This is a genomic window from Streptomyces sp. NPDC001606, from assembly GCF_053596835.1.
Genome location: NZ_JBSFHC010000007.1, coordinates 246,535 through 269,881 on the forward strand (window position 1 = coordinate 246,535; position 23,347 = coordinate 269,881).

Below are 23,347 nucleotides of genomic sequence, written 5' to 3' on the forward strand. Positions count from 1 at the left end.
CCGAACCAGGCCCACCCGGCTCGCCCAGGAGCCTGACGCGCGGCCCGGCTGTCTGCCGGGCCGGGCGGGGGGCGACGGGGGTTCGCCCCGGGTCTCGCTCGGCGACCCGTGCTCCGGCTGTCGGCCCGGCGCGCGGCGGGCACCCTCTGCCCGGGCGCCGAGGCCGCCCCGTCGCCGTCGGCCCGCGCGACGCACACCGTGCCGTGACCGTCAGCCGGCACGACCGCCGCTGGCGGGGCGGTGCTTATGGCCGGGTGGAGCCGGTCCGCGTCGACGACCGTGGTCGGTTGTGGTCGGCGTCCCGGGTGTCCGGCCCGGGGGGCATTCTCGGTCCGGGTGCCGAGGGCGAGCCGTACGTCGCCGTCGACCGGCGCGACGCACAGGTGACCGCCAGCCGGCCCGTCCGCCGCTGGCGGGGCGGTGCTCAGGTGGAACTGGTCGGCTGCGACGGCCACGGCCGGAGTCGGTCGCCGTCACGGCGGATCGGCCCGGCCGGGGTGGCCGCCTGCACCCCGGCGACGGTCACACGGCACGGCACGCTCGCCCTCGCCCACAGCGGCCCGCGGCCGCACCGCACATCGCTCCAGGTACCGGACCAGCCCGCGCTCCGACGGGCTCCCGGTGCCCTCGGTGATCACCACGGCCGCCGGCCCGCCCGGCCGGCATGTTCAGGAGCCGTCCTCCCACCACGCCCGGGCCCGGCGGCGTGCCGGTGCGTCGGCGCCGAGGTGGTCGAGACCGAGCAGGGCCGCGCCCAGGACCGGGGGTGCCGTGACGACCTGGACGGCGGCTTTGGGGGCGCGGGTCGCGAGGCGGTCGCGGATGCCGTCGTCCAGGCGGGGGTGGCCGGCCGTCAGGACGCTGCCGCCGAGCAGGACCGGGGTCTCCTCGCCGAGCAGGTCCAGCCGGGTCAGGGCCACCGTCGCCAGCACGGTCACCTCCTCCGCGAGCCGGTCCACCAGCGCGCACGCCACCGGGTCGCCGTCCGCGGCCGTCGCGAAGAGCACCGGGGTCAGCTCGTGCCGGCGGCGGTGCTCGATGCGCTCCAGGTGCAGGGCCTCGATGAGGGCGTACATGGACGGCAGCCCGAAGTGCGCGGGCAGGGTGCGGGCCAGCGCCGTCGGCCCGCCCCTGCCGTCCTCCGCGCGGGCCGCGTGCCACAGCGCCTCCTCGGCCAGGCCCCAGCCCCCGCCCCAGTCGCCGGAGATCCGGCCGAGCGCCGGGAACCGGGCGGTCCGGCCGTCCGGGCGCATGCCCACGCAGTTGATCCCGGCACCGCACACCACCGCCACGCCCCTCGGCTCGGCGATCCCCGCCCGCAGGATCGCGAAGGTGTCGTTGCGCACCTCCACCGACCCGCCCCAGCCCCGTTCCCGCAGCGCGCTCGCCAGCCGCTCCTCCTCCACCGGGAGATCGGCGTTGGCGAGACAGGCCGAGACATGGGAGACCGGGCCCGTGCCCGCCGCGGCGCAGGCCCGCGCGACCGGTCCGGCGAGCGCGTCCAGTGCCTGCGCCAGACCCACCGCGGGCGGCCGGAAGCCGCCGCCGCGGGCCGTGGCCAGCACCTCGCCGGCGGTGTCGAGCACGGCCACGTCCGTCTTGCTGTTGCCCGCGTCGATGGCGAGGACGGTCTCGGTCAGGCCCACGCCAGGTACTCCCGGTTGTGCGCGATCAGCCGGTCGGTGAGGGTGTCGGCGTAGTCGTACTGGCCGACCAGCGGGTGGGCGAGCAGGGCGCGGAAGACCCGGTCCCGGCCGCCGCGCAGCGCCGCCTCCAGGGCCAGCTCCTCGTAGGCCGTCACGTTCGCGATCAGGCCCGAGTAGAGCGGGTCCAGGGGCGGCACCGGGAGCGGCGCGGGGCCGGCCGGGGAGACGGCCGCCTGCACCTCGATCACCGCGTCGTCGGGCAGGAAGGGCAGCGTGCCCCGGTTGAGGGTGTTGACCACCTGGTACGGGCTGCCCGCGCCGCCCAGCAGGGCCGCGGCCAGGTCCACCGCCGCCTCCGAGTAGTAGGCGCCGCCCCGCCGGGCGAGCAGCGCCGGCTTCTCGTCCAGGGCGGGGTCGCCGTACAGGGCGAGCAACTCCCGTTCCATGGCGGCGACTTCCGCGGCCCGCGAGGGCTTGGTGCGCAGGTCCTGCACGACCTCGTCGTGGGCGTAGTAGTAGCGCAGGTAGTAGGAGGGCACGGTGCCGAGGCGGTCGAGGAGGGGGCGGGGGAGGCGGAGGTCGTCGGCGATGGCGTCGCCGTGGCCGGCGAGCAGGGCGGGCAGGAGGTTCTCGCCCTCGGGGCCGCCCAGGCGTACGGCGGTCTCCCAGGTGAGGTGGTTGAGGCCGACGTGGTCGAGGTGGACGTCCGCCGGGGCGACGCCGAGCAGGGCCGCGAACTTCCGCTGGAGGCCGATCGCCACGTTGCACAGCCCGACCGCCCGGTGCCCGGCCCACAGCAGGGCGCGGGTGACGATGCCGACCGGGTTGGTGAAGTCGATGATCCAGGCGTCGGGGTTGGCGCGGCGGACGCGTTCGGCGATGTCGAGGACGACCGGGACCGTGCGCAGGGCCTTGGCCAGGCCGCCCGCGCCCGTCGTCTCCTGGCCGACGCAGCCGCACTCCAGCGGCCAGGTCTCGTCCCGCTCGCGGGCCGCCTGCCCGCCGACCCGCAGCTGGAGCAGGACCGCGTCGGCGCCGTCGACGGCCGCGTCCAGGTCGGCGGTGGTGACGACCCGCCCGGGGTGTCCCTGTCGGCTGAGGATGCGGCGGGCCAGGCCGCCGACCAGCTCCAGCCGGTCGGCCGCCGGGTCCACGAGGACCAGTTCCTCCACGGGCAGGGTGTCCCTGAGCCGGGCGAAGCCGTCGACGAGTTCGGGGGTGTAGGTCGAGCCTCCGCCGACCACGGTGAGTTTCATATACGCGTTAACCCTTCACTCCGGTCAGCGTGACGCCCTCCACGAACGCCTTCTGCGCGAAGAAGAACACGAGGATCACGGGCGCCATGACCAGCACGGTGGCGGCCATGGTGAGGTTCCAGTCGGTGTGGTGGGCGCCCTTGAAGGACTCCAGGCCGTAGGAGAGGGTCCAGGCGCCGGGGTTCTCGGACGCGTAGATCTGCGGGCCGAAGTAGTCGTTCCAGGCGTAGAAGAACTGGAAGAGGGCGACGGCGGAGATGCCCGGCTTCGCCATCGGCAGGACGATCCGCAGCAGGGTGCGCAGCTCGCCGCAGCCGTCGACCTTCGCCGCGTCGACGTACTCGTCCGGGATCGTCGTCAGGAACTGGCGCAGCAGGAAGACGGAGAACGCGTCGCCGCACGCCATGGGGATGATCAGCGGCCACAGGGTGCCGGACAGGTCCAGCTGCTTCGCCCAGAACAGGTACATCGGGATGACCACCACCTGCGGCGGCAGCATCATCATCGAGATCACCAGCATCAGCACCGGACCGCGGCCCCGGAAGCGGAACTTCGCGAGGGCGTACGCCACGGGGACGGACGACACCACGGTCAGGGCGGTGCCGAGCCCGGCGTACAGGAGCGTGTTGCGCCACCAGGTCGCGAAGCCGGGGGTGTGCAGCACGCGCGTGTAGTTGCCCCACTCCCAGGTGTGCGGGACCAGGTCCCGGCTCAGTGCCTGGCTGTCGCTCATCAGCGAGGTGAGCAGGACGAACACGAAGGGCAGGGTGAAGAAGAGCGCGGCGGCGACACCGAGGGCGTGGACCGCGACCCATTCGAGGGCCGCCTTGCGGCGAGGTGCGGGCATACGTCAGTCACCTGCCTGGATCAGACCGCCCCGGCGCCGCATCAGCAGCGCGGTGAACGCCATGGACAGGGCGAAGAGGACCAGGGCGACGACACAGGCGGAGCCGTAGTCGAAGCGCTGGAAGCCGAGGTTGTAGACGAGCTGGGGGAGGGTGAGCGTCGACCGGTCCGGGTAGCCGGGCTCGAACTGGGTGCCGGCGCCCTGGATCACCCCGGAGGCGACCTTCCCGGCGACCAGCGGCTGGGTGTAGTACTGCATGGCCTGGATCACCCCGGTGACGACGGCGAACAGCACGATCGGGGAGATGTTCGGCAGGGTGACGTACCGGAACCGCTGCCAGGCCGAGGCCCCGTCCAGCTGGGCCGCCTCGTACTGCTCGGCCGGCACGTCGAGCAGCGCGGCCATGAAGACGACCATCAGATCGCCGATGCCCCACAGGGCCAGCAGGGTCAGGGCGGGCTTGGACCAGGCGGGGTCGTCGAACCAGCCCGGCGCCGGCACCCCGGCCTTTTCCAGGACGGAGTTCACCGGGCCGGTACCGGGGTTGAGCAGGAAAGCGAACGCCATGGTCGCCGCCACGGGCGGGGCCAGGTACGGCAGGTAGAACAGGGTGCGGAAGACGCCCGTGCCGGTCTTGATCCGGGTGATGAGCAGGCCGACGCCGAGCCCGAAGAGGACCCGGAGCGTCACCATCACCACCACCAGCCACAGCGTGTTGCGCAGCGCGGGCCAGAAGAGCGGGTAGTGCGCGAAGACGTACGTCCAGTTGCGGGTGCCGCTCCACACCGGCGGCCGGAAGCCGTCGTAGTGCATGAAGGAGAAGTAGACGGTGGAGGCGAGCGGGTAGGCGAAGAAGACCGCGAAGCCGGTCAGCCAGGGCGACAGGAAGGCGAGGGTGCGCAAGGCGGCGCGGCGGCGCTTGGCGGCGAGGGTGGCCGGGGCCATCGGCTACTTCGCCTGGGCGATGTCGGTGTCGATCTGCGCGGCCGTGGAGCGCAGACCGGCCTGGAGGTCGGTGACCTTGCCGCTTTCGTAGGCGTAGCCGAACTGCTGGATCGTCACCAGGTACTGGCCGCCGTTGACGGAGGCGGGGGTGGTGGTCGAGTCCGGGTCCGCGGCGATGTCCAGGAAGGTCTTGAAGCGGGGGTCGTACCGCAGCTTGGGGGACTTCAGCGCGGCCAGGGTGGAGGGCACGTTGTGGATGGCGTTGGCGAAGCCGACCACGGCGTCGGTGTCCGTGGTGATGTACCGGACGAACTCCCAGGCCGCGTTCTGCTTGTGGCTGGTGGCGGCGATGCCCGTGACGGTGCCGGTGAGATAGCCCTTGCCGTACCGGCTCGCCTGGTCGTCGGGCACGGGCAGCGGGGCTACGCCGATCTCGAACCGGGGCCTGGCGGCGAGGGCCATGCCGAGCCGCCACTCGCCGTCCATCTGCATGGCGACCTGGCCGGTGTGGAAGGGGTGCCGGGGGCCCCACTCGTCGCCGAGCGTGGCACGGTACCGCTCCAGCCGGCGGAATCCGCCGAGTTCGTCCACCAGCCGCTTCTGGAGCGTGAAGCCTCGCGCGAACGCCGGATCCCGGGCGAGGTTCGACCTGCCGTTCCGGTCGAAGTACACCGGGGAGAACTGGGCGAGGTAGTGCTCGGTGGTGGACTCCCAGCCGTGGTAGTCCGGCATGAAGCCGAGCTGCCGGTAGGAGTCCCCGTCGGGGACGGTCAGCTTCTTCGCGTCGGCCGCGAACTCCGACCAGGTCCGCGGCGGGCGGGCGATGCCGGCCTTCCGGAACGCCGTCTTGTTGTAGTACAGCCCGTACGCGTCGCCCAGCAGCGGCGCCGTGCAGCGGACGCCGTCGTACTGGGTGTACTCGTTCATCGCCTTGGGGAAGGTGGCGGCCGGGTCGATGCCGGACTTGTGGAAGAAGGGGTTCAGGTCGACCAGGGCGCCCGAGGAGCAGAACTTGCCGACGTTGTTGGTGGTGAAGGAGGAGATGACGTCGGGCGCCCGGTCGCCGCCGGAGCGCAGCGCCTGGTTGATCTTGTCGTCGGTCATGTCGCCGACGACGTGGACATGGATGTTGGGGTGCGCCTTCTCGAAGCCGGCGACCAGCGAGCGGACCGCGGCGACCTCGCCGGGGGCGCTCCATGCGTGCCAGAAGGTGATCGTGGTGTCCTTCGTGGGGTCGTCCGTGGCGCCGGAGGCGGACTGTCCCGTGCAGGCGGTGGCGGTGAGCAGCGCGGCGGCCGCGGTGAGGGCGAGGGCCGCTTTCCGGACGGGTCTCGGTATGGCTGTGCGCATGACAATCTCTCCCACGGGTGGCGGGCGGGGGACGGGGCAGGGGATGCCTCAGCCGGTGCGGCGCGAGGTGTCGAAGACCTCGTCGCGGGTGGCCGCGAGCGCGGACTCCAGGGCGCCGCGCAGTACGGGGTGTTCGCGGACGTCGCCGAGGACGAGCCGGGGGCGGGTCGCCGCCAGCTCCGCCAGCTCGGCCTGGACGAGACCGCGCAGCACCTCGCCGCCGGCGGTCAGGCAGGCGCCGCTGAGGACGACGAGTTCGGGGTCGAGCACGGAGACGAGCGAGGCGAGACCGGTGGCCAGCCGGGTCGCGTAGGCCTGGAGCAGCTCCCGGTGCGGGCCGTCGGCGCGGTCGGCGGCGCGGGCGAGGAGCGTGGCGGCCGCCTCGGGGTGCGGCCCCGACGGGATGTCCCCGACGCCGAGTTCGCGGGCCAGTTCCGGTACGGCCTGGGAGCCGGCCAGCTCCTGGTAGCCGCCGCTGTTGGCGCGGGTCACCCGGCGGACCAGGGGGGCGCCCGGCACCGGCAGGAAGCCGACCTCGCCGGCGCCGCCGGTCCAGCCCCGGTGCAGCCGGCCGCCGAGGACCAGGGCGGCGCCGAGGCCCTCCTCGTTCCACAGCAGCACGAAGTCCGTGTGATCGCGGGCGGCGCCGAGCCGCTGTTCGGCGAGGGCGACGAGGTTGACGTCGTTCTCGTACTCCACCGGCATGGGCAGGGCGGCGGCGAGGTCGTCGAGCAACGCGGGGGAGTGCCAGCCGGGCAGGTGGGAGGCGTAGCGCAGCCGGCCGGTGGTGGGGTCGAAGGCGCCGGGCGTGCCGATCACCAGCCGGTGCACATCGCCGCGCGCGAGCCCCGCCGCCTTCACCGCGCCGTCGAGGGCGTCGGTGACCTGCCGGACGACGGGGTGCGCCGGGCGCCGGCCGGGGGTGCGCAGTTCGTACGACCCGACGGTGCGGCCGGTGATGTCGGCGACGGCGGCGCGGATGCGGTGCGGGGTGACGTCCAGCCCGGCGGCGTACGCGGCCGTCGGGTTCACCGCGTACAGCTGCGCGCCCGGGCCCGGCCGGCCCTCGCTGGTGCCGGTGACCCGGACCAGGCCGGCCGCCTCCAGGCGGGCCAGCAGCTGGGAGGCGGTGGGCTTGGACAGGCCGGTGAGCTTGCCGATCCGGGTGCGGGAGAGCGGTCCCTGCGCCAGCAGCAGGTCCAGGGCGGCGCGGTCGTTCATGGCGCGCAGGACGCGCGGGGTGCCCGGCGTACCGGCGGTTCCTGCCATGGGAACCACACCTGCCCTTCCACTGTTAGGAAAGTTTCCTGTCCCGACGGGAGGAACGTAAGCGCAGCGGTAAAGGGGCGTCAAGGGATACGCCCCGGATCCCGGTCCCTATAGTCACCGCGACGGCCTACGGCGAACGGTGGACGGGTCATGGACAGGGCGCTGCTGGTCAGGCTGTGGCTGTCGGCGTTGGGCAGCTTCCTGCCGCTGCTGGTGGCGCTGCTCCTGAGGGACGCCGTGCAGGCCGGGTTCGGCTGGGCGCTGGTCGAGGACGTGACCCTGGTCCCGCTCGTCTGGGCGGTGCTGGGGCTGCTCGGCGCGCTGTACGTGTGCGCGGCGCTGGCGCGCGGCGCGCGGGGCACCGGCCTCCCGGTCACCGCGGCCGCGCTCGACGCCGTACAGCAGCACACCGTCCCCGCGGAGCGGGCCGAGCGGCTGCGGACGGCGCTGGCGAAGGCCGGACAGGCCGTCGAGGTGCGGGACGGGGAGCGGGTCGAGTTCGGCTGGCGGCCGTTCCGGGGGCGACGCACGGTCACCGGCTCGCTGGCCTTCGACCCGGAGTCCGGGGAGGCGCTGCTGCGGGTCTGGGCGGACGACGCGGTGATGCGGGGCCCGGGGCGAAGCCGGGCGAGCGCGTTCGTCGCGCTGTGCCAGCTGGCGCGGCTGGTCAGTCCGTGAGGAAGGGGACGGTGTCGAGGGCGGGGTAGGGGGCGGGCAGGGGGAGGGGGTCGCCGAGGGCGACCTTGGTGTCGGTCTTGTAGTACGCCTCGGTGGGGTCGTCGCCGGGGAGGACGGGGTCGGTGTAGCAGTGGGCCGTCTTGGAGTGGCGGTCGATGAGGACGTAGACGGGGATACCGACTGCGGCGTAGGTGCGGAGCTTGGGGCCGGTGTCGGTCTCGTGGTTGGTGGAGGTGACTTCACCGACGAGGGCGATCATGTCGATGGGGTACCAGCCCTTGTTGGCCTTGCGGTACGACTCGTCGAGTTCGGTCGCTCGGCGACGGCGGACGTAGAAGTCCGGGATGATCAGGGCCATGGTCCTGCCGTCCTCGTGGGCGGCGCGATAGCCGTTGCCGAACCCCACAAGGTCGAATCCGGCTACCCGGAACTGGTAGAACAGCTCTCCGGCGCCGTGATTGTGATGGTCGTTCGGCTGCGGCGGCGCGATGACCGTCCCCTCGACATACTCCGGCCGAATCGGCATCGGCGATGCCTCTTCGAACGCGATCAACAGGTCGATGGGGTCCAGCTGCGTCATCACCGGCTCCATGATCGGTTCGGCGCTCATCGCTTCTCCTCGTCACGCTGATGCCAGGCTAAGCCCGCTTCGGGCCCCCCGCGCAACGATGGGGCACCCCGTGCGCACCACGCGCCGGAATGCCCCACCTGTTCACTCGAACGAGCGTGCTGAACCGTTCCGCTGTCCCTGCCGCCCATGTCGGCCGTCTACTTGGCCGGTGGAGCCCCCCGCTGGGCCGTGATCGGGGTGGTCGCCGCCACCTGCGGGGAGTCCGCGTTGGCGAAGACCGAGGGGGCCGCCACCGCGGCCGCCGGGTCGGGGGCGTCCTCCGGGTTCTCCACCGATGTCGCGCCGCCCACGATGCGGATGTGCGCCGCGTCGAACGCCCGCTTGATCCGCCAGCGCAGCTCGCGCTCGACCGTCACCGCCTTGCCCGGCATCGTCTTCGCCGAGACCCGCACCACCATCGAGTCGATCAGCACCGAGTCCAGGCCCAGGACCTCCACCGGGCCCCACAGCAGCTCGTTCCAGGGCTCTTCCTTGCTCATCCGCTCCGCGACGTCGTCCAGCGTGGACTTGACCCGGTCCAGGTCCTCGGACGACTTCACGGTGACGTCCACGCCCGCCGTCGCCCAGCCCTGGGAGAGGTTGCCGATCCGCTTGACCTCGCCGTTGCGGACGTACCAGATCTCGCCGTCCGAGCCGCGCAGCTTGGTCACCCGCAGCCCGACCTCGATCACCTCGCCGGTGGCCACACCCGCGTCGATCACGTCACCGACGCCGTACTGGTCCTCCAGGATCATGAACACACCGGAGAGGAAGTCGGTGACCAGGTTCCGGGCGCCGAAACCGATCGCCACACCCGCGACACCCGCCGACGCCAGCAGCGGCGCCAGGTTGATCTTGAAGGTGGACAGCACCATCAGCGCGGCCGTGCCGAGGATCAGGAAGCTCGCCACCGACCGCAGGACCGAGCCGATCGCCGCCGACCGCTGCCGGCGCCGCTCCGCGTTGACCAGCAGCCCGCCCAGCGCGGTGCCGTCCACGGCCTGCGCGGTGCGGCCCATCCGGTCTATCAGCTTGGTGATCGCCCGCCGCACCGCCGAGCGCAGCGCCACCGCGACAACCACGATCAGCAGGATCTGCAAGCCCATCGCGAGCCAGGTCGACCAGTTCTGCTCGACCCAGCTGGCCGCGTTCGTCGCGCTGTCCTGCGCGTCCCGGAACGAGGGCACGGCCGGTGCGGTCTCGGACGGGGAGGGGGACGGGGTCGGCGACGCTCCGGCGGCCAGCAGGACGGCGGGCAAGGACGACACGGCAGGTACCTCCAAGGTGCTGCGCGGTCCGGCCGGTGGGGCGGTCAAGGTCACGAAAAGGTCACCGGCCGGACAGGACCACCACACTAACGGGGCATTGTGTGTGCACCGCGCGGATCCGCAAAGGGGAGGCCCAGGAGAGACGCGGCTCACCCCGGCTTGAACAGGCCATGATCCGGGGGATGAATCCCCTGTGGTCGAAAACACTCCCAGCCCGTTACCGGGACATGGTGGCGCGTTCACCAGCCATGAGGGGAGACTGACCTCAGATCGTCCCGGCGCGAGCCACGCGCCGCCGACGCCCAAGGAGGCACCCGTGCCGCATGTCCTGGTCCTCAACGCGTCGTACGAGCCACTCGGCGTCGTACCGCTCCGCCGCGCGCTCGTCCTCGTCCTGGAGAACAAGGCAGTAGCCCTCGAGGAATCCGGCGCCTATATGCACAGCGCAACCGTCACCCTCCCCGCACCCAGCGTGGTCCGGCTCAAGCGATTCGTCCGGGTTCCCTACCGGGGGCCCGTCCCGCTCACCCGCCGAGCGCTCTTCGCGCGCGACGGGGGCCGGTGCATGTACTGCGGTGGCGTCGCAACCAGCGTCGACCACGTCATCCCGCGCAGTCGCGGGGGCAAGCACGTCTGGGACAACGTGGTGGCCTCCTGCCGCCGCTGCAACCACGTCAAGGCCGACCGCCACCTCGTGGAGCTGGGCTGGCGGCTGCGCCACAAACCCGCCCCGCCCACCGGACTGGCCTGGCGCATCATCGGCACCGGCCATAGGGACCCGCGCTGGCTGCCCTACTTGCAGCCGTACGGCGCGGACGACGCCATGGCCCGGATCGACGGCATCTCCGCCTGACGGTCCGGGCCTTCGCGCACCCCGGCCCACCGGCGGCCGGCGTCGTCGCGGTCATCGGGTGTCCAGCCCCGGGAGCCCCCCGCGCCCCCGGGGCCGGACCGTCATGCAGTGACACGCGGTCACGTGTAGCGCAGCTCGGCCGGATGCAGCGCGCGGCGCAGCAGGGGGAGTGCGGTGGCGGCGGCCAGCAGGCAGCCGGCGTACACGGCGACCGGTACCAGCAGCGCCGCGTACGGCACCGGCAGGGTGCCGTGGCCGGTCAGGACGCCGTACCAGAGGCCGATCGCCATGCCGCCCGTGCCCGCCAGGAGCACCGCGGGCGCCAGCGGCAGCGCGGTCTCCAGCAGCAGCGCCCGGCGCAGCACCGACTGCGGCACCCCGGCGGCGGTCTGCGCGGCCAGGCCCCGGCGCCGGGTGGCGACGGACTCGGCCGTGCCGACGGCGAGCCCGGACAGCACCAGCCCGAGGGCGACCAGGATCGCCGCGCCGCTCAGGTCCAGCCCCGTCGTGTAGTACGACGGGTCGGCGGCGAGACTGTCGGGCCCGGCCCGGTGCAGCGCGGCGAGCAGCGCCTGCCGTACCCCCACGAACCCGGTGCCGACGACCGTCACCAGCAGCACCGCCGCGTGGCTGCGGGCGGCCGCCCACGGGTCGTCGCGCAGCCGCTCCGCCGCGATCAGCAGCGCCGGGCGCTCGGCGCGTGCGGCGCACACCCGCCCCAGCAGCCGGGAGGTGCCGCCGGTCAGCCACACCGCCCCGGCCCCCACCAGCAGCGTCAGGAAGAGCACCGTCAGCTGGGCGAGCGGGAACCCGGCCGGGCGGACCGCGAACGGCGCGGCCAGCGTGCCCGCCACCAGCAGCACGAGCAGCACGGTCGCCACCCGGAAGGCCCGCCCCGGACCCGGCGTGGACCGCACCCGCCGGAGCCGTCCCAGCGGCGAGGCCACCACCCGGCGCAGCGCCAGCGCGCTCACCGCCGCGCCCAGCACCGGCACGGCGACGGCCACCAGGGCCACCCCTGCCCAGGTCACCGGCTGCGGAGCGGACCACACCCGCAGCAGTACGACGACCGCGGCGACCGTCGCCGGGACCGCACCGGCTAGACAGGCCAGCCCCGCCTCCAGCGCCGCGATCCGCCGCACCTGCCCGGCACCGGCACCCGCGAGCCGCAGCGCGGCCAGCCGCCGGTCGCGGTGCACCGCGCCGACGCGGGCGCACTGGCCGAGGAAGCCGAGCACCGGGACCAGCAGCAGAAGCAGCGCGAAGACCACGCCCGCGCGGTCGCTGGACGAGTTCAGCAGACCGGCGCCGACGGGGACGGAGTAGTACCCGTCCAGGGTCGCCAGCGTGACGCTCACCAGCCCGATCCCGGTGACCAGCGCGGCACCCGCGGCGGTGAGCCCCACCCGCCACCACTCGCGCCGGTCCGACCCCCGGGTCAGCAGCCAGGCGAGCCGCAGATCGGCCCCCAGACCCCCCTGCGTGCTGCTCATGCCGCCACCCCCGCCGGCAGCACCGCGCCGTCGCTCAGCCGCACCTCGCGGTCCGCGTACGCCGCCGTCTGCGCGTCGTGCGTGATCAGCAGGACGGCCGTCCCCGCCTCGCGGGCGGTGTGCACCAGGGCCGCCATCACCTGCTCGCTCGCCAGCGAGTCCAGCGCCCCCGTCGGCTCGTCCGCGAAGACCACCTTCGGGCCGGTGACGAGGGCGCGCGCCAGCGCGGCCCGCTGCGCCTGCCCGCCGCTCAGCTCGCCCGGCCGCAGCTCGCCCTGCCCGCGCAGCCCGAACCGCTCCAGCCACTCGGCGGCCCGCGCCCGGGCGTCCGCCCGCGACGCACCGGCGAGCAGCATCGGCAGCGCCACGTTGTCCAGCGCGGTCAGCTCCGGGATCAGCTGCCCGAACTGGAACACCACCCCGAACTCGGTCCGCCGCAGCTCGGCCAGCCGCTTCTCCGGCAGCCGGTCCAGCCGCCGACCCGCGTACGTCACCGCACCCGAGTCCGGCCGCACGATCCCGGCGAGGCAGTGCAGCAGGGTGGACTTCCCGCTGCCGCTGGCGCCGGTCACGGCGAGGATCTCGCCGGCGCCCAGCTCGACCGAGGCACCCCGCAGGGCCTCCGTCCTGCCGTGCGCCTTGGTCAGCTCGCGGGCCGCCAGAAGTGGCGCGCCGCTGTCCCCGTTGCTCATGCTGAGTCGACCTCCGCGGTCAGAGTGGTCAGCCGGGCCGCCGTGGTCGTCATCCAGCGGAGGTCGGCGTCGAGATGGGTGAGGGCGTAGTCGGCCGACAGCACGGTCGCCAGGTCGGCGCCCGGGCCGGTCTTCACCGCCGTGAGCTGCCGCATCCGCTCCATGTGCGCGGCACGCTGGGCGCCGAGGTAGGCGGCCGGGTCGCCGCCGGACAGGATCGCCACGACGACCTTGGCGAAGATCTCGTTCGCCACGAACGGCGCCGGCGGGGTGATCTCGGCCGCCCAGCGGCCCAGTTCCCGGGACCCCGCCTCGGTCGAGCGGTACAGCGTCCGCTCCGGACCGCCGTCCGCGTCGGTGCCCGCCACCTCCGCGAGGCCGTCCCGGACCAGCCGTTGCAGGGTCGTGTAGACCTGCCCGTAGGCCAGCGGGCGCGCTTGCGGAAAGCGTTCGTCGTGGCGTCGCTTGAGGTCGTAGCCATGGCTCGGCCCCGCCGCGAGCAGCCCCAGAAGGATGTGACGGGTGCTCATGCCGATCATTATGCACTCGCTACATGTACTGAGTGAATAGTGATCGGCGTGCGTTCCGTCCGCGACCCGCCGCCTTTCCCGTTCGGGCGTCCGAGGGAGTGCCCTCGCCGACACGGGGTAGGCCTGCCGTAACCCGTTCAAAGCCGCCCCATCCGGCCGGCGACCCCGGCCCACCGACGAAGGAGACCCCGTGCCCGCATCGGTCCGACTCTCGATCCCGGCCCAGTGGAAACAGGAGCAGAAACCCGGGGGCGCGCAGACGTGCGCGTTCAGCGCGGAGCGCGCCTGCGCGCAGGCCCCGCTCACCAGCGAACCGCCCCTGCCCGCCGCCGAACCCCTGACCAGCGAGCCCCCGCTCGCCGACGCCACCCCGCTGACCAGCGAGCCCCCGCTCGTCGACACCACCCCCCTGAGCAGCGAGTCCGACGCCTTCGGCATGGGGGCGTAGATGGCCGCGGCGTCCGAGGACTTCACGGACTCCGGCGACTCCGGCGACATCAGGGACTCCGGCCACTCCGGCGACTTCGGGGACTTCGCGGACGGGGACCTCGCCCGGCTCGCCGCACTGCACGGGGTCGCCACCGCCTACAGCCCCGCCCCGGGCCGTACCGTCCAGGTCCCCGCCTCCGCCGTGGTCGCCGCGCTGGCCGCCCTCGGCGTCGACGCCGCCGGCCCGGACGCCGTACGCACCGCGCTCGCCGCACGGGAACGCGAGCTGAGCGCACGCCTGCTGCCCCCGACCCTGGTCCGGTGGGCCGGCGCCGAAGAGCCCGCCGCCCTCACCGCGCTGCCCGCCGGCACCCGGCTGACCGTCGAGACGGAGACCGGGCAGCAGCAGACCGGGACCGCGGACCTCCCGCCGGGCGTGCACCGGGTCACCGCCCACGCCCCCGACGGACGCACCGACCAGGCCTACCTCATCGTCGCCCCGGACCGGCTGCCCGCCCCGCCCGGCCGCTCCTACGGCCTCCTCGTCCAGCTGTACTCCCTGCTGTCCCACCGCTCCTGGGGCATGGGCGACCTCGGCGACCTCGCCGAGCTGGCCGGCTGGGCCGGACGCACCGCGGGCGCCGGGTTCGTCCAGGTCAACCCGCTGCACTCGGCCGTACCGGGCGCCCCCACCGACCCCTCCCCGTACCGGCCCTCCTCGCGCCGCTTCCCCGACCCCGTCCATCTGCGCATCGAGGACATCCCCGAGTACGCCTACGCCGAGGACCCCGAGACCCTGCGCACCCTGCTGGACCGGGCCGCCCGGCTCCGCGCCGCCGTCCTCGACAAGGGCGCCCTCATCGACCGCGACGCCGTGTGGGAACTGAAGCGGGAGGCGCTGGAGACGGTCCTGCGCGTCCCCCTGCCCCCCGGCCGCCAGGCCGCCTACGACGACTTCCGCGCCGCCCACGGCCAGGCCCTCGACGACCACGCCACCTGGTACGCCCTCGCCGAGATCCACGGCTCCGACTGGCACGCCTGGCCCGCCGCCCTGCGCGACCCCCGCTCGCCCGAGACCGCCCGCGCCCGCGCCGACCTCGCCGACCGGGTCGCCTTCCACAGCCGTCTCGCCTGGCTCACCGACGGCCAGCTGCGCGCCGCCCAGCGCGCCGCCCGCGAGGCCGGCATGCCCGTCGGGATCGTGCACGACCTCGCCGTCGGCGTGCACCCCGGCGGCGCCGACGCCTGGGCCCAGCAGGACGTCTTCGCCGCCGGCATGTCGATCGGCGCCCCGCCGGACGCCTTCAACGCCCGCGGCCAGGACTGGGGCCTGCCGCCCTGGCGCCCCGACCGGCTCGCCGCCACCGGCCACGCCCCCTACCGCGAGCTGCTGCGTGCCCTCTTCCGCTACGCCGGCGCGCTGCGCATCGACCACGTCATGGGCCTGTTCCGGCTGTGGTGGGTCCCCCAGGGCAGCCCGCCCACCGAGGGCACGTACGTCCGCTACGACGCCGAGGCCATGCTCGCCCTGCTCGCCCTGGAGGCCACCCGGGCCGGCGCGGTCGTCATCGGCGAGGACCTGGGCACCGTCGAGCCCGGGGTGCGCGAGACCCTCCAGCGGCGCGGGGTGCTCGGCACCTCCGTGCTGTGGTTCGAACGGGACTGGGAGGGCGACGGCCGCCCGCTGCCCCCGGACCGCTGGCGCGCCGACTGCCTCGCCACCGCCACCACCCACGATCTGCCGCCCACCGCGGCCCGGCTCACCGGCGAACACGTGGAGCTGCGCGACCGGCTCGGGCTGCTCACCCGCCCCGCGACCGAGGAGCGCACCGAGGCTGTCGCCGACACCGCCGAGTGGCTCGCTCTGCTGGGCAGCCTCGGGCTCCTCGACAGCCCGGCCGCCGGGCCGCCCGGCTCCGACGAGGAGGAGGAGATCCGCGCCCTGCACCGCTTCCTGCTGCGCACCCCGGCCCGGCTGATCGGCGTCTGGCTCCCCGACGGCGTGGGCGACCGCCGCCCGCAGAACCTGCCGGGAACCTGGGACCAGTACCCCAACTGGCGGCTCCCGATCGCCGACGGCGAGGGCCGCCCGGTGCCTCTGGAAGAGCTGGTGGCCGCACCCCGGCTGCGGGCGCTGCTGCGGGTACTCCACCAGTCCGGGCGGCCCGGTGACCGGGACGCGGGGGGATCTTCCTAAGGCACCCCGGACGCGCGGGCCCGAGACCGGTTCGCTAATTTGATTCCGTGGACAAGAAGAACGCCCTGCGCGCCGGCGCCCTGGCCGCCGGTACGACGCTGATGATGCTGCTCATGTCGTCCCCCGCCCTCGCGCTGACCCGCGACGACGGTGACGACCCCGGCCCGGGCCTCAGCGTCGCCCAGACGCTGGGCCTGTACGTGCTCCTGCCGATCGCGCTGTTCGCGGTCATCGCCGGCCTGGTCATGGTGCTCGACAAGTCCCGGAAGAAGAGCGACACCACGTCGTCCAACATCAACGTGAAGCCCGGCGCCGGCGCGAAGGCCTGACCGGAGCCACGGTTCTTCCGCCGGGGGTGCCCGTCCTCCCGGGGTGCGCGCGTATGCCGTACCCGGGGTGAGACCGGCGCCCCCGGCGTTTTTGCTGCCCCTCCTTTTACGGGCTTTACGGGCTATATGAGCTTTACGGGCTTTTACGCCGGGGTTCAGGGGTGCGGCGCGATGAGATACCGCTGCACGGTCGGGCCCAGCCACGCCACCAGCTCCTCGCGGGACAGCGCCGTCGCCGGCGGCAGCCGCAGCACATAGCGGGTCAGCGCCACCCCGAGCACCTGCGACGCGCACAGCGCCGCCCGCGCCGGCGCCTGCTCCGGGTCGGGGCACACCTGGCGGGCCACCGGCAGCAGCTGCTCCCGGAAGATGCCCTGCATCCGCTCGGCCCCGGCCGGGTTGGTGACGCCGACCCGCAGGACGGCCCGCAGCTCCTCGTTCTCCTCCCAGAGGTCCAGGAAGTGGCCGACGAGCGCCCGCCCGACCTCCTCCCGCGGCACCTGCCGCAGATCCGGCAGCCGCAGATCGAGCGCGACGGCCGCCGCGAACAGCCCCTCCTTGGTGCCGAAGTAGCGCATCACCATCGACGGGTCGATGTGCGCGTCCTTGGCGATGGCCCGGATGGTGGCCCGCTCGTAGCCGTCGGCGGCGAAGCGCTCGCGGGCGGCGCTGAGGATGGCGGCGCGGGTGGCGTCGGAGCGGCGGGCGGGGCTGGAGGGGGCGGCGGTCATACCTACGAGCGTAGGCCAACTGGTGTTGGCCAACAAGTGTTGACCCCTGCCGCGCTTCCGTTCTACGGTGGCCAACAAGCGTTGACCAACAGGTGTTGACCAACAGGTGTTCGCCCTCAGGAGGCTGCTCATGACCGGCACAGGCACTGACAACGGCACAGGCACTGACACCGGCACAGACACGGGGAACGTCCTCGTCGTGGGCTCCGGCCCCACCGGTCTTCTGCTCGCCGGTGACCTCGCCGCCGCCGACATCCCCGTCACCGTCCTCGAGAAGCGCCCCCACAAGATCAGCAACCTCTCCCGCGCCTTCGTGCTGCACGCCCGTACGCTCGAGCAGCTCGACGCCCGCGGCCTCGTCGACGCGGTGGAATCCGCCGGGCAGCCCCTGGACAGCCTCGGCCTGTTCGGCCGGCTCTCCATCGACCTCTCCCACCTCCCCTCCCGCTTCAACCACCTCCTCGTCCTGCCGCAGTACGAGGTCGAGAAGGTGCTGGAGCGGCGCGCCGTCGAGGCCGGCGCCGACTTCCGGTACGAGACCGAGCTGACCGGTCTGACCCAGGACGCGGACGGTGTGACGGTCGAGGCGCGCGGCCCCGAAGGGGGGAAGCAGACCCTGAGGGCGGCGTACGTCGTCGGCACCGACGGCATGCGCAGTGCCGTGCGCGAGGCCGTCGGGCTGCCCTTCCCCGGCAAGTCGGTGATCCGGTCCGTCGTCCTCGCCGACGTCCGGCTCGCCGAGCCGCCGCCGACCGTGCTCACCGTCAACGCCGTGGGCGACGCCTTCGCCTTCCTCGCGCCGTTCGGCGACGGGTACCACCGGGTGATCGGCTGGCACCGGGGCCGGAACGTCCCCGACGCCGAGCCGGTCGACCTGGCCGAGATCAAGGAGATCACCCGGCTGGCTCTCGGCAGGGACTACGGCATGCACGACGCCCGCTGGATGTCCCGCTTCCACAGCGACGAGCGGCAGGCGCCGACGTACCGGGTCGGCCGGGTCTTCCTCGCCGGGGACGCCGCCCATGTGCACACCCCGGCCGGCGGCCAGGGCATGAACACCGGGCTCCAGGACGCGGCCAATCTGAGCTGGAAGCTGGCCGCGGTGCTCGGCGGACACGCGGACGCGGAGCTGCTGGACAGCTACCAGGACGAGCGGCACCCGGTCGGCAGGGCGGTACTGCGCAGCAGCGGCGGGATCATCCGGCTCGCCATGGCCAAGCGCCCGTGGACCCTCGCGGCGCGCGCCGCGCTCACCACGCTCCTGGGCGCGGCCGCGCCCCTGCGCCGCAAGGCCACCGGACAGATCACCGGCATCGGCTACCGCTACCCCGCCCCCCGGGGTGCCCACCGTCTCACCGGCGCCCGCGTCCCGGACGTCCGCCTGGCGGGCGGCGGCCGCCTGTACGAGGCGCTACGCGGCGGCCGGTTCGTGCTGATCACCCCGGAGCCGTACGCGGCGGACCCCGGCTACGGGAAGCGCCTGACGGTGACCCGCTGGGCGAGCGACCGCCGTACGGCCGTACTGGTACGCCCCGACGGCTACGCGGCCTGGGCCGCCGACGCCCCCACCCCCGAGGCGCTCACGGCAGCCCTCACCCACCACCTGGGAAGCACAACCTTTAAGCGATCCTGAAAAGAACGCTCAAAAACTTTCGATGGACCTGACGGATCCTGCGCTGCGACGGTAGAGGCACACCCCGCCATCCACCCGAAGGGACCTCAGTGGCCGCCACAGCCACCACCACTCCAGCGACTACCCCCGCCACCCTCCCCGCCCCCGCCGTCCGCCCGCTCCTCGGCCTCGCCTGCGCCGCACTCGCCACCGTCGTCTGGTCCGGCAGCTTCGTCACCGCCCGGGGACTGCACGACAGCGTCCCGCCCGTCCAGCACGCCTTCTGGCGCTGGGTGATCGCCCTGCTCGCCGTCGCCCCCTTCGGCGCCCGGCGGGCCTGGCGGCAGCGGCACCTCCTCCGGCGCCACGTCCGGTACGTCCTGCTCGCCTCCCTCCTCGGCGTGGCCGTCTACAACACCCTCGTGAACCAGGCCGGGCTCACCACCCCGGCCACCACCATGGGCCTGATCATGGCCGCCTCACCGGTGCTGATGGCGGTGTTCGAGCGGCTGGGCGGCGTACGGCTCGGAGCGCGCCGGATCAGCGGGCTGCTCATCGCCTGCGCGGGCGTGGCGCTGCTGGTCGGCGGCGGGGCGGACTTCGCACCCGGCGACCTGTGGATGATCGCCGCGGCCTGCTGCTTCGCCGGGTACAGCGCGCTGCTGCGCCGCAGGCCCGCCGAACTCGACGGCACCGGCTTCCTGTTCACCACCTTCGCCGTCGGCACGGTCCTGCTGCTGCCCGCGCAGGCCGCCAGCGTCGCCGTGCAGGGCGGCTTCACCCCGACCCCGGCCACGGTCGTACCGCTCCTCTATGTCGGTGTGGCCTCCTCGGCGGTGGCCTTCTTCGCCTGGGGCAAGGCGATCGCCCTGATCGGCGCGGTCCGCGCGGGTGTCGTCTATTACCTCCAGCCGGTGTGCGTGGCCCTGCTGTCCTGGGCGGTTCTCGGCGAGCCGACCGGGGGAGCGCAGCTGCTGTCCATGGCCCTCGTCCTGGGCGGGGTCGTCCTGGGCGCCGGCGCCCGCCGCTGACCTGTAGCTTTCCCGGCATGGCCGAGTGGGACATCCGGAAACTGCACATCCTGCGCACCCTGCGCGAGCGCGGCACCGTCACCGCGACCGCCGAGGCACTGCACATGACACCGTCCGCGGTCTCCCAGCAGCTGACCAACCTGGCCGGCCAGCTCGGCGTGACCCTGCTGGAGGCCCACGGCCGCCGGGTCCGGCTCACCGACGCGGCCCGGCTGGTGCTGCGGCACACGGAGACGGTCTTCGAGCAACTGGAGCGCGCCGACGCGGAGTTGGCGGCCTACACCCGGGGCGAGGCGGGCGAGGTGCGGGTCGGGGCCTTCTCCACCGCCGTACCCGCCCTGGTGGTCCCGGCGGTACGGGCCCTGCGCGCGGCCCACCCCCGGGTGACCGTCCGGGTCCGCGAGGCGGAGGCCGCCGAGGCCTACGACCTGCTGGCCGCCGGCGAGGTCGACCTCGCCCTCTCCCTCGCGGCCGAGGCGCCGCCCACCGCCGACCCCCGCTTCACCCGCGTCCCGCTCCTCACCGACCCCCTGGACGTCGCCCTGCCCCCGGGCCACCCCCTCGCGGACACCACGGACCTGCGCCTGACCGACCTGGCCGGCGACCCCTGGATCTTCGGCGGCAGCGGCCCCTGGTCCGACATCACCCGCCGCGCCTGCGAGGCGGCCGGCTTCACCCCGCACCAGGCCCACTCGGCCTCCGGCTGGACGACGATCCTCGCCATGGTGGAGGCGGACATGGGCGTGGCCCTGATCCCCCGCATGGCGGCGGTGAGCCGCGACGGCGTGCGCATGCGCGAACTCACCACGGACCGCCCGCTCCGCCACGTCCTGGCAGCCCTCCGCAAAGGCACGGAAACAACCCCCACCCTGACCCACACCCTGAACGCCCTCAGCCAAGCGGCGACGGACCGGGCCACTCGGGGGTGAACGCGTACGAGCAGGCCGGGATACGGCAAGGGGCGCCCGGTATCTCCACCGGGCGCCCCTCAGCGGCGTGGAAGGACTACTGGGCGTCCGCCGCCTGGGCCTTCAGGGCGCGTTCGACGCCCGAGCGGGACTCCGAGACCAGGCGGCGCAGGGCCGCGTTGGGCTCGGCCGAGGCGAGCCAGGCGTCCGTCTTGGCGAGGATCTCCTCGGAGACCTGGATCGTCGGGTAGAGGCCGACCGCGATCTGCTGGGCGATCTCGTGCGACCGGGCGTCCCAGATGTCCTTGACCACCGCGAAGTACCGGTCGGTGTACGGCGCCAGCAGCTCCCGCTGGTCGGTCTGGACGAAGCCGCTGATCACGGCCTCCTGCACGGCGTTCGGCAGCTTGTCGGACTCGACCACCGACGCCCAGGCCTCCGCCTTGGCCTCCGGCGTCGGGCGGGCGGCGCGCGCCGTCGCCGCGTGGCGCTCGCCGGCGGCCGTCTTGTCCCGCTCGTACTCGGCGGCGATCTCCGCCTCGTCGAAGCGGCCGACCGCCGCGAGACGCTCCACGAACGCCCAGCGCAGTTCGGTGTCCACGGCCAGGCCGTCGATGGTCTGGGTGCCCTCAAGGAGGGCCTCCAGCAGGTCCAGCTGCTCCGGCGTGCGGGCCGTCGCCGCGAAGGCGCGGGCCCAGGCCAGCTGGTGGTCCCCGCCCGGCTCGGCCGCGCGCAGATGGGCCAGCGTGGCATCGGTCCAGCGGGTCAGCAGGGACTCGCGGGCGGCCGGGTCGGCGTACAGGTCGATGGCGAGCTTCACCTGGCGGTGCAGCGACTGCACCACGCCGATGTCCGACTCCTTGCCGATGCCGGACAGGACGAGGGAGAGGTAGTCGCGGGTGGGCAGCTCCGCGTCCCGGGTCATGTCCCAGGCCGACGCCCAGCACAGGGCGCGCGGCAGGGACTCGGTGAAGTCGCCGAGGTGCTCGGTGACCACCGCGAGGGACTGCTCGTCCAGCCGGACCTTGGCGTACGACAGGTCGTCGTCGTTGAGCAGGACGACCGCCGGGCGGCGCTTGCCGGTCAGCTGCGGTACGGCGGTCAGTTCGCCGTCGACGTCCAGCTCGATCCGGTCGGTGCGCACCAGCTTGCCGTCGGCGTCGAGGTCGTACAGGCCGATCGCGATGCGGTGCGGGCGCAGCACCGGCTCGCCCTTGGCGCCGGCGGGTAGCGCCGGGGCCTCCTGGCGGACGGCGAAGGAGGTGACGACCCCGTCGGCGTCCGTGGCGATCTCCGGGCGGAGGATGTTGATGCCGGCCGTCTGCAGCCACTTCTTCGACCAGGTCTTCAGGTCGCGTCCGGAGGTCTCCTCCAGCGCGCCCAGCAGGTCGGACAGGCGCGTGTTGCCGAACGCGTGCGCCTTGAAGTAGGCCTGGACGCCCTTGAAGAACTCGTCCTCGCCGACGTACGCGACGAGCTGCTTGAGGACGGAGGCTCCCTTGGCGTACGTGATGCCGTCGAAGTTGACGAGCACGTCGTCCAGGTCGCGGATGTCCGCCATGATCGGGTGCGTGGACGGCAGCTGGTCCTGCCGGTAGGCCCACGTCTTCATCGAGTTGGCGAACGTGGTCCAGGAGTGCGGCCAGCGCGAGCCGGGCGCGGCGGCCTGGCAGGCGATGGAGGTGAAGGTGGCGAACGACTCGTTCAGCCACAGGTCGTTCCACCACTCCATGGTGACCAGGTCGCCGAACCACATGTGGGCCAGCTCGTGCAGGATGGTCTCGGCCCGCACCTCGTACGCGGCGTCGGTCACCTTGGACCGGAAGACGTACTGGTCGCGGATGGTGACGGCGCCCGCGTTCTCCATCGCGCCCGCGTTGAACTCGGGCACGAAGAGCTGGTCGTACTTCTTGAACGGGTACGGGTAGTCGAACTTCTCCTGGAACCAGTCGAAGCCCTGCCGGGTCACCTCGAAGATGGCGTCCGAGTCGAGGAACTCGGCGAGGGACGGCCGGCAGTAGATGCCGAGCGGCACGGACTGCCCGTCCTTCTCGTACACGCTGTGCACGGAGTGGTACGGCCCGACGATCAGCGCCGTGATGTACGACGAGATGCGCGGGGTCGGCTCGAACGCCCAGACGTTGTCCTTGGGCTCCGGCGTCGGGGAGTTCGAGATGACGGTCCAGCCCTCGGGCGCCTTGACGGTGAAGGCGAAGGTGGCCTTCAGGTCCGGCTGCTCGAAGGACGCGAAGACCCGACGGGCGTCGGGGACCTCGAACTGCGTGTAGAGGTAGGCCTGTTCGTCGACGGGGTCGACGAACCGGTGGAGGCCCTCGCCGGTGTTGGTGTAGGCGCAGTCGGCGACGACCCGCAGGACGTTACGGCCCTCCAGCAGCCCGGGCAGGGCGATGCGGGAGTCCTTGAAGACCTCGGCGGCATCCAGCTGGTCGCCGTTGAGGACGACCTCGTGGACGGTCGGCGCGACCAGGTCGATGAAGGACTCGGCGCCGCCCCGGGCGACGTCGAAGCGCACCGTGGTCACGGACCGGTAGGTGCCGCCCTCCTGCGCGCCGGAGAGGTCGAGATCGATCTCGTACGAGTCAACGGTGAGCAGCTCGGCCCGCGCTTGCGCCTCTTCGCGAGTCAGGTTTGTGCCAGGCACGCGGTCATCTC

21 protein-coding genes are annotated in these 23,347 nt (G+C 73.5%); 8 read left to right on the forward strand and 13 right to left on the reverse strand.

Annotation, left to right across the window (positions count from 1 at the left end; genetic code table 11):
* Positions 1 to 668: 668 nt before the first annotated feature.
* Genes ACWCV9_RS16395 through ACWCV9_RS16420 form a run of 6 tightly spaced genes read right to left on the reverse strand, consistent with a single transcriptional unit; the run spans position 669 to position 7,313 of the window.
* Complete coding sequence (locus ACWCV9_RS16395) at positions 669 to 1,646, reverse strand: N-acetylglucosamine kinase (protein ID WP_450787246.1); 978 nt, start codon at positions 1,644 to 1,646, stop codon at positions 669 to 671.
* Entirely contained in the window at positions 1,637 to 2,902 is a 1,266-nt protein-coding gene (locus ACWCV9_RS16400) for a family 4 glycosyl hydrolase (RefSeq protein ID WP_450787247.1), read from the reverse strand. The genes ACWCV9_RS16395 and ACWCV9_RS16400 overlap by 10 nt, the downstream gene beginning before the upstream one ends.
* A 7-nt stretch (positions 2,903 to 2,909) precedes the next feature.
* Positions 2,910 to 3,749 carry a carbohydrate ABC transporter permease gene (locus ACWCV9_RS16405; protein WP_450787249.1) on the reverse strand — a complete coding sequence of 280 codons (840 nt, stop codon included), beginning with the start codon at positions 3,747 to 3,749 and terminating at the stop codon, positions 2,910 to 2,912.
* A 3-nt stretch (positions 3,750 to 3,752) separates the two neighbouring features.
* Positions 3,753 to 4,694: a carbohydrate ABC transporter permease gene (locus ACWCV9_RS16410; RefSeq protein WP_450787250.1), complete on the reverse strand. Its 942-nt coding sequence runs from the start codon at positions 4,692 to 4,694 to the stop codon at positions 3,753 to 3,755.
* Between the two features lie 3 nt (positions 4,695 to 4,697).
* The gene (locus ACWCV9_RS16415; RefSeq protein ID WP_450787252.1) at positions 4,698 to 6,044 is read right to left on the reverse strand and encodes an ABC transporter substrate-binding protein; all 1,347 of its coding nucleotides are present in this window, start codon (positions 6,042 to 6,044) and stop codon (positions 4,698 to 4,700) included.
* Positions 6,045 to 6,092: 48 nt separating this feature from the next.
* Positions 6,093 to 7,313 (reverse strand): ROK family protein, encoded by a 1,221-nt coding sequence (locus ACWCV9_RS16420; RefSeq protein WP_450787254.1) that lies wholly within the window; start codon positions 7,311 to 7,313, stop codon positions 6,093 to 6,095.
* 150 nt (positions 7,314 to 7,463) lie between these two features.
* Between ACWCV9_RS16420 and ACWCV9_RS16425 the strand changes: the two genes are divergently transcribed.
* Positions 7,464 to 7,991 (forward strand): hypothetical protein, encoded by a 528-nt coding sequence (locus ACWCV9_RS16425; RefSeq protein WP_450787255.1) that lies wholly within the window; start codon positions 7,464 to 7,466, stop codon positions 7,989 to 7,991.
* On the opposite strand, the gene ACWCV9_RS16430 is transcribed toward ACWCV9_RS16425, so the two are convergent.
* Complete coding sequence (locus tag ACWCV9_RS16430; RefSeq protein WP_450787257.1) at positions 7,981 to 8,601, reverse strand: Uma2 family endonuclease; 621 nt, start codon at positions 8,599 to 8,601, stop codon at positions 7,981 to 7,983. The two genes, ACWCV9_RS16425 and ACWCV9_RS16430, sit on opposite strands and share 11 nt — an antisense overlap.
* Positions 8,602 to 8,759: 158 nt before the next feature.
* Positions 8,760 to 9,869 (reverse strand): mechanosensitive ion channel family protein, encoded by a 1,110-nt coding sequence (locus ACWCV9_RS16435; protein ID WP_450787258.1) that lies wholly within the window; start codon positions 9,867 to 9,869, stop codon positions 8,760 to 8,762.
* Positions 9,870 to 10,185: 316 nt separating this feature from the next.
* On the opposite strand from ACWCV9_RS16435, the gene ACWCV9_RS16440 reads away from it, so the two are divergent.
* Positions 10,186 to 10,722, forward strand: a complete 537-nt coding sequence (locus ACWCV9_RS16440; RefSeq protein ID WP_385848149.1) for an HNH endonuclease — start codon at positions 10,186 to 10,188, stop codon at positions 10,720 to 10,722.
* A gap of 119 nt (positions 10,723 to 10,841) precedes the next feature.
* Here ACWCV9_RS16440 and ACWCV9_RS16445 read toward each other — a convergent pair whose 3' ends face one another.
* From ACWCV9_RS16445 to ACWCV9_RS16455, 3 genes are read right to left on the reverse strand one after another with little or no spacing between them, the layout of a single operon-like run.
* Positions 10,842 to 12,215 carry an FtsX-like permease family protein gene (locus ACWCV9_RS16445; RefSeq protein ID WP_450787260.1) on the reverse strand — a complete coding sequence of 458 codons (1,374 nt, stop codon included), beginning with the start codon at positions 12,213 to 12,215 and terminating at the stop codon, positions 10,842 to 10,844.
* The gene (locus tag ACWCV9_RS16450; protein ID WP_450787262.1) at positions 12,212 to 12,907 is read right to left on the reverse strand and encodes an ABC transporter ATP-binding protein; all 696 of its coding nucleotides are present in this window, start codon (positions 12,905 to 12,907) and stop codon (positions 12,212 to 12,214) included. Before ACWCV9_RS16450 ends, ACWCV9_RS16445 begins: the two co-directional genes overlap by 4 nt.
* The gene (locus ACWCV9_RS16455) at positions 12,904 to 13,437 is read right to left on the reverse strand and encodes a PadR family transcriptional regulator (protein ID WP_450787264.1); all 534 of its coding nucleotides are present in this window, start codon (positions 13,435 to 13,437) and stop codon (positions 12,904 to 12,906) included. Before ACWCV9_RS16455 ends, ACWCV9_RS16450 begins: the two co-directional genes overlap by 4 nt.
* 190 nt (positions 13,438 to 13,627) lie before the next feature.
* Between ACWCV9_RS16455 and ACWCV9_RS16460 the strand changes: the two genes are divergently transcribed.
* The 3 genes from ACWCV9_RS16460 to ACWCV9_RS16470 are packed head-to-tail and all read left to right on the forward strand — an operon-like array spanning position 13,628 to position 16,392.
* On the forward strand, positions 13,628 to 13,885 hold the full coding sequence (locus ACWCV9_RS16460) for a hypothetical protein (RefSeq protein WP_450787266.1): 258 nt from the start codon (positions 13,628 to 13,630) through the stop codon (positions 13,883 to 13,885).
* Positions 13,886 to 16,063 carry a 4-alpha-glucanotransferase gene (gene malQ, locus ACWCV9_RS16465; RefSeq protein ID WP_450787267.1) on the forward strand — a complete coding sequence of 726 codons (2,178 nt, stop codon included), beginning with the start codon at positions 13,886 to 13,888 and terminating at the stop codon, positions 16,061 to 16,063.
* Positions 16,064 to 16,110: 47 nt separating this feature from the next.
* Entirely contained in the window at positions 16,111 to 16,392 is a 282-nt protein-coding gene (locus tag ACWCV9_RS16470; RefSeq protein WP_385848143.1) for a hypothetical protein, read from the forward strand.
* Positions 16,393 to 16,547: 155 nt separating this feature from the next.
* On the opposite strand, the gene ACWCV9_RS16475 is transcribed toward ACWCV9_RS16470, so the two are convergent.
* Positions 16,548 to 17,123: a TetR/AcrR family transcriptional regulator gene (locus ACWCV9_RS16475; RefSeq protein WP_450787269.1), complete on the reverse strand. Its 576-nt coding sequence runs from the start codon at positions 17,121 to 17,123 to the stop codon at positions 16,548 to 16,550.
* Between the two features lie 130 nt (positions 17,124 to 17,253).
* Here ACWCV9_RS16475 and ACWCV9_RS16480 point away from each other — a divergent pair, with 130 nt between their 5' ends.
* From ACWCV9_RS16480 to ACWCV9_RS16490, 3 genes are all read left to right on the forward strand, one after another.
* Complete coding sequence (locus ACWCV9_RS16480) at positions 17,254 to 18,756, forward strand: FAD-dependent monooxygenase (protein WP_450787270.1); 1,503 nt, start codon at positions 17,254 to 17,256, stop codon at positions 18,754 to 18,756.
* Between the two features lie 89 nt (positions 18,757 to 18,845).
* Positions 18,846 to 19,766 carry a DMT family transporter gene (locus ACWCV9_RS16485; RefSeq protein ID WP_450787272.1) on the forward strand — a complete coding sequence of 307 codons (921 nt, stop codon included), beginning with the start codon at positions 18,846 to 18,848 and terminating at the stop codon, positions 19,764 to 19,766.
* 17 nt (positions 19,767 to 19,783) lie between these two features.
* A complete protein-coding gene (locus tag ACWCV9_RS16490; protein ID WP_450787274.1) occupies positions 19,784 to 20,695 on the forward strand; it encodes a LysR family transcriptional regulator in 912 nt (303 codons plus the stop codon).
* A 76-nt stretch (positions 20,696 to 20,771) separates the two neighbouring features.
* Here the strand turns inward: ACWCV9_RS16490 and pepN are convergent, their stop codons facing one another.
* Positions 20,772 to 23,336, reverse strand: coding sequence for an aminopeptidase N (pepN, locus tag ACWCV9_RS16495; protein WP_450787276.1), 2,565 nt, complete (start codon positions 23,334 to 23,336; stop codon positions 20,772 to 20,774).
* Positions 23,337 to 23,347: the final 11 nt, after the last annotated feature.

What these genes read in the sequence shown, in the direction of transcription:
- ACWCV9_RS16475 (WP_450787269.1), bottom strand. Translation starts at nt 17,123, where the DNA reads ATGACCGCCGCCCCCTCCAGCCCCGCCCGCCGCTCCGACGCCACCCGC.
- ACWCV9_RS16405 (WP_450787249.1), bottom strand. Translation starts at nt 3,749, where the DNA reads ATGCCCGCACCTCGCCGCAAGGCGGCCCTCGAATGGGTCGCGGTCCAC.
- ACWCV9_RS16480 (WP_450787270.1), top strand. Translation starts at nt 17,254, where the DNA reads ATGACCGGCACAGGCACTGACAACGGCACAGGCACTGACACCGGCACA.
- ACWCV9_RS16400 (WP_450787247.1), bottom strand. Translation starts at nt 2,902, where the DNA reads ATGAAACTCACCGTGGTCGGCGGAGGCTCGACCTACACCCCCGAACTC.
- ACWCV9_RS16430 (WP_450787257.1), bottom strand. Translation starts at nt 8,601, where the DNA reads ATGAGCGCCGAACCGATCATGGAGCCGGTGATGACGCAGCTGGACCCC.
- ACWCV9_RS16445 (WP_450787260.1), bottom strand. Translation starts at nt 12,215, where the DNA reads ATGAGCAGCACGCAGGGGGGTCTGGGGGCCGATCTGCGGCTCGCCTGG.
- ACWCV9_RS16425 (WP_450787255.1), top strand. Translation starts at nt 7,464, where the DNA reads ATGGACAGGGCGCTGCTGGTCAGGCTGTGGCTGTCGGCGTTGGGCAGC.
- ACWCV9_RS16420 (WP_450787254.1), bottom strand. Translation starts at nt 7,313, where the DNA reads ATGGCAGGAACCGCCGGTACGCCGGGCACCCCGCGCGTCCTGCGCGCC.
- ACWCV9_RS16410 (WP_450787250.1), bottom strand. Translation starts at nt 4,694, where the DNA reads ATGGCCCCGGCCACCCTCGCCGCCAAGCGCCGCCGCGCCGCCTTGCGC.
- ACWCV9_RS16490 (WP_450787274.1), top strand. Translation starts at nt 19,784, where the DNA reads ATGGCCGAGTGGGACATCCGGAAACTGCACATCCTGCGCACCCTGCGC.
- malQ (WP_450787267.1), top strand. Translation starts at nt 13,886, where the DNA reads ATGGCCGCGGCGTCCGAGGACTTCACGGACTCCGGCGACTCCGGCGAC.
- ACWCV9_RS16450 (WP_450787262.1), bottom strand. Translation starts at nt 12,907, where the DNA reads ATGAGCAACGGGGACAGCGGCGCGCCACTTCTGGCGGCCCGCGAGCTG.
- ACWCV9_RS16415 (WP_450787252.1), bottom strand. Translation starts at nt 6,044, where the DNA reads ATGCGCACAGCCATACCGAGACCCGTCCGGAAAGCGGCCCTCGCCCTC.
- ACWCV9_RS16455 (WP_450787264.1), bottom strand. Translation starts at nt 13,437, where the DNA reads ATGAGCACCCGTCACATCCTTCTGGGGCTGCTCGCGGCGGGGCCGAGC.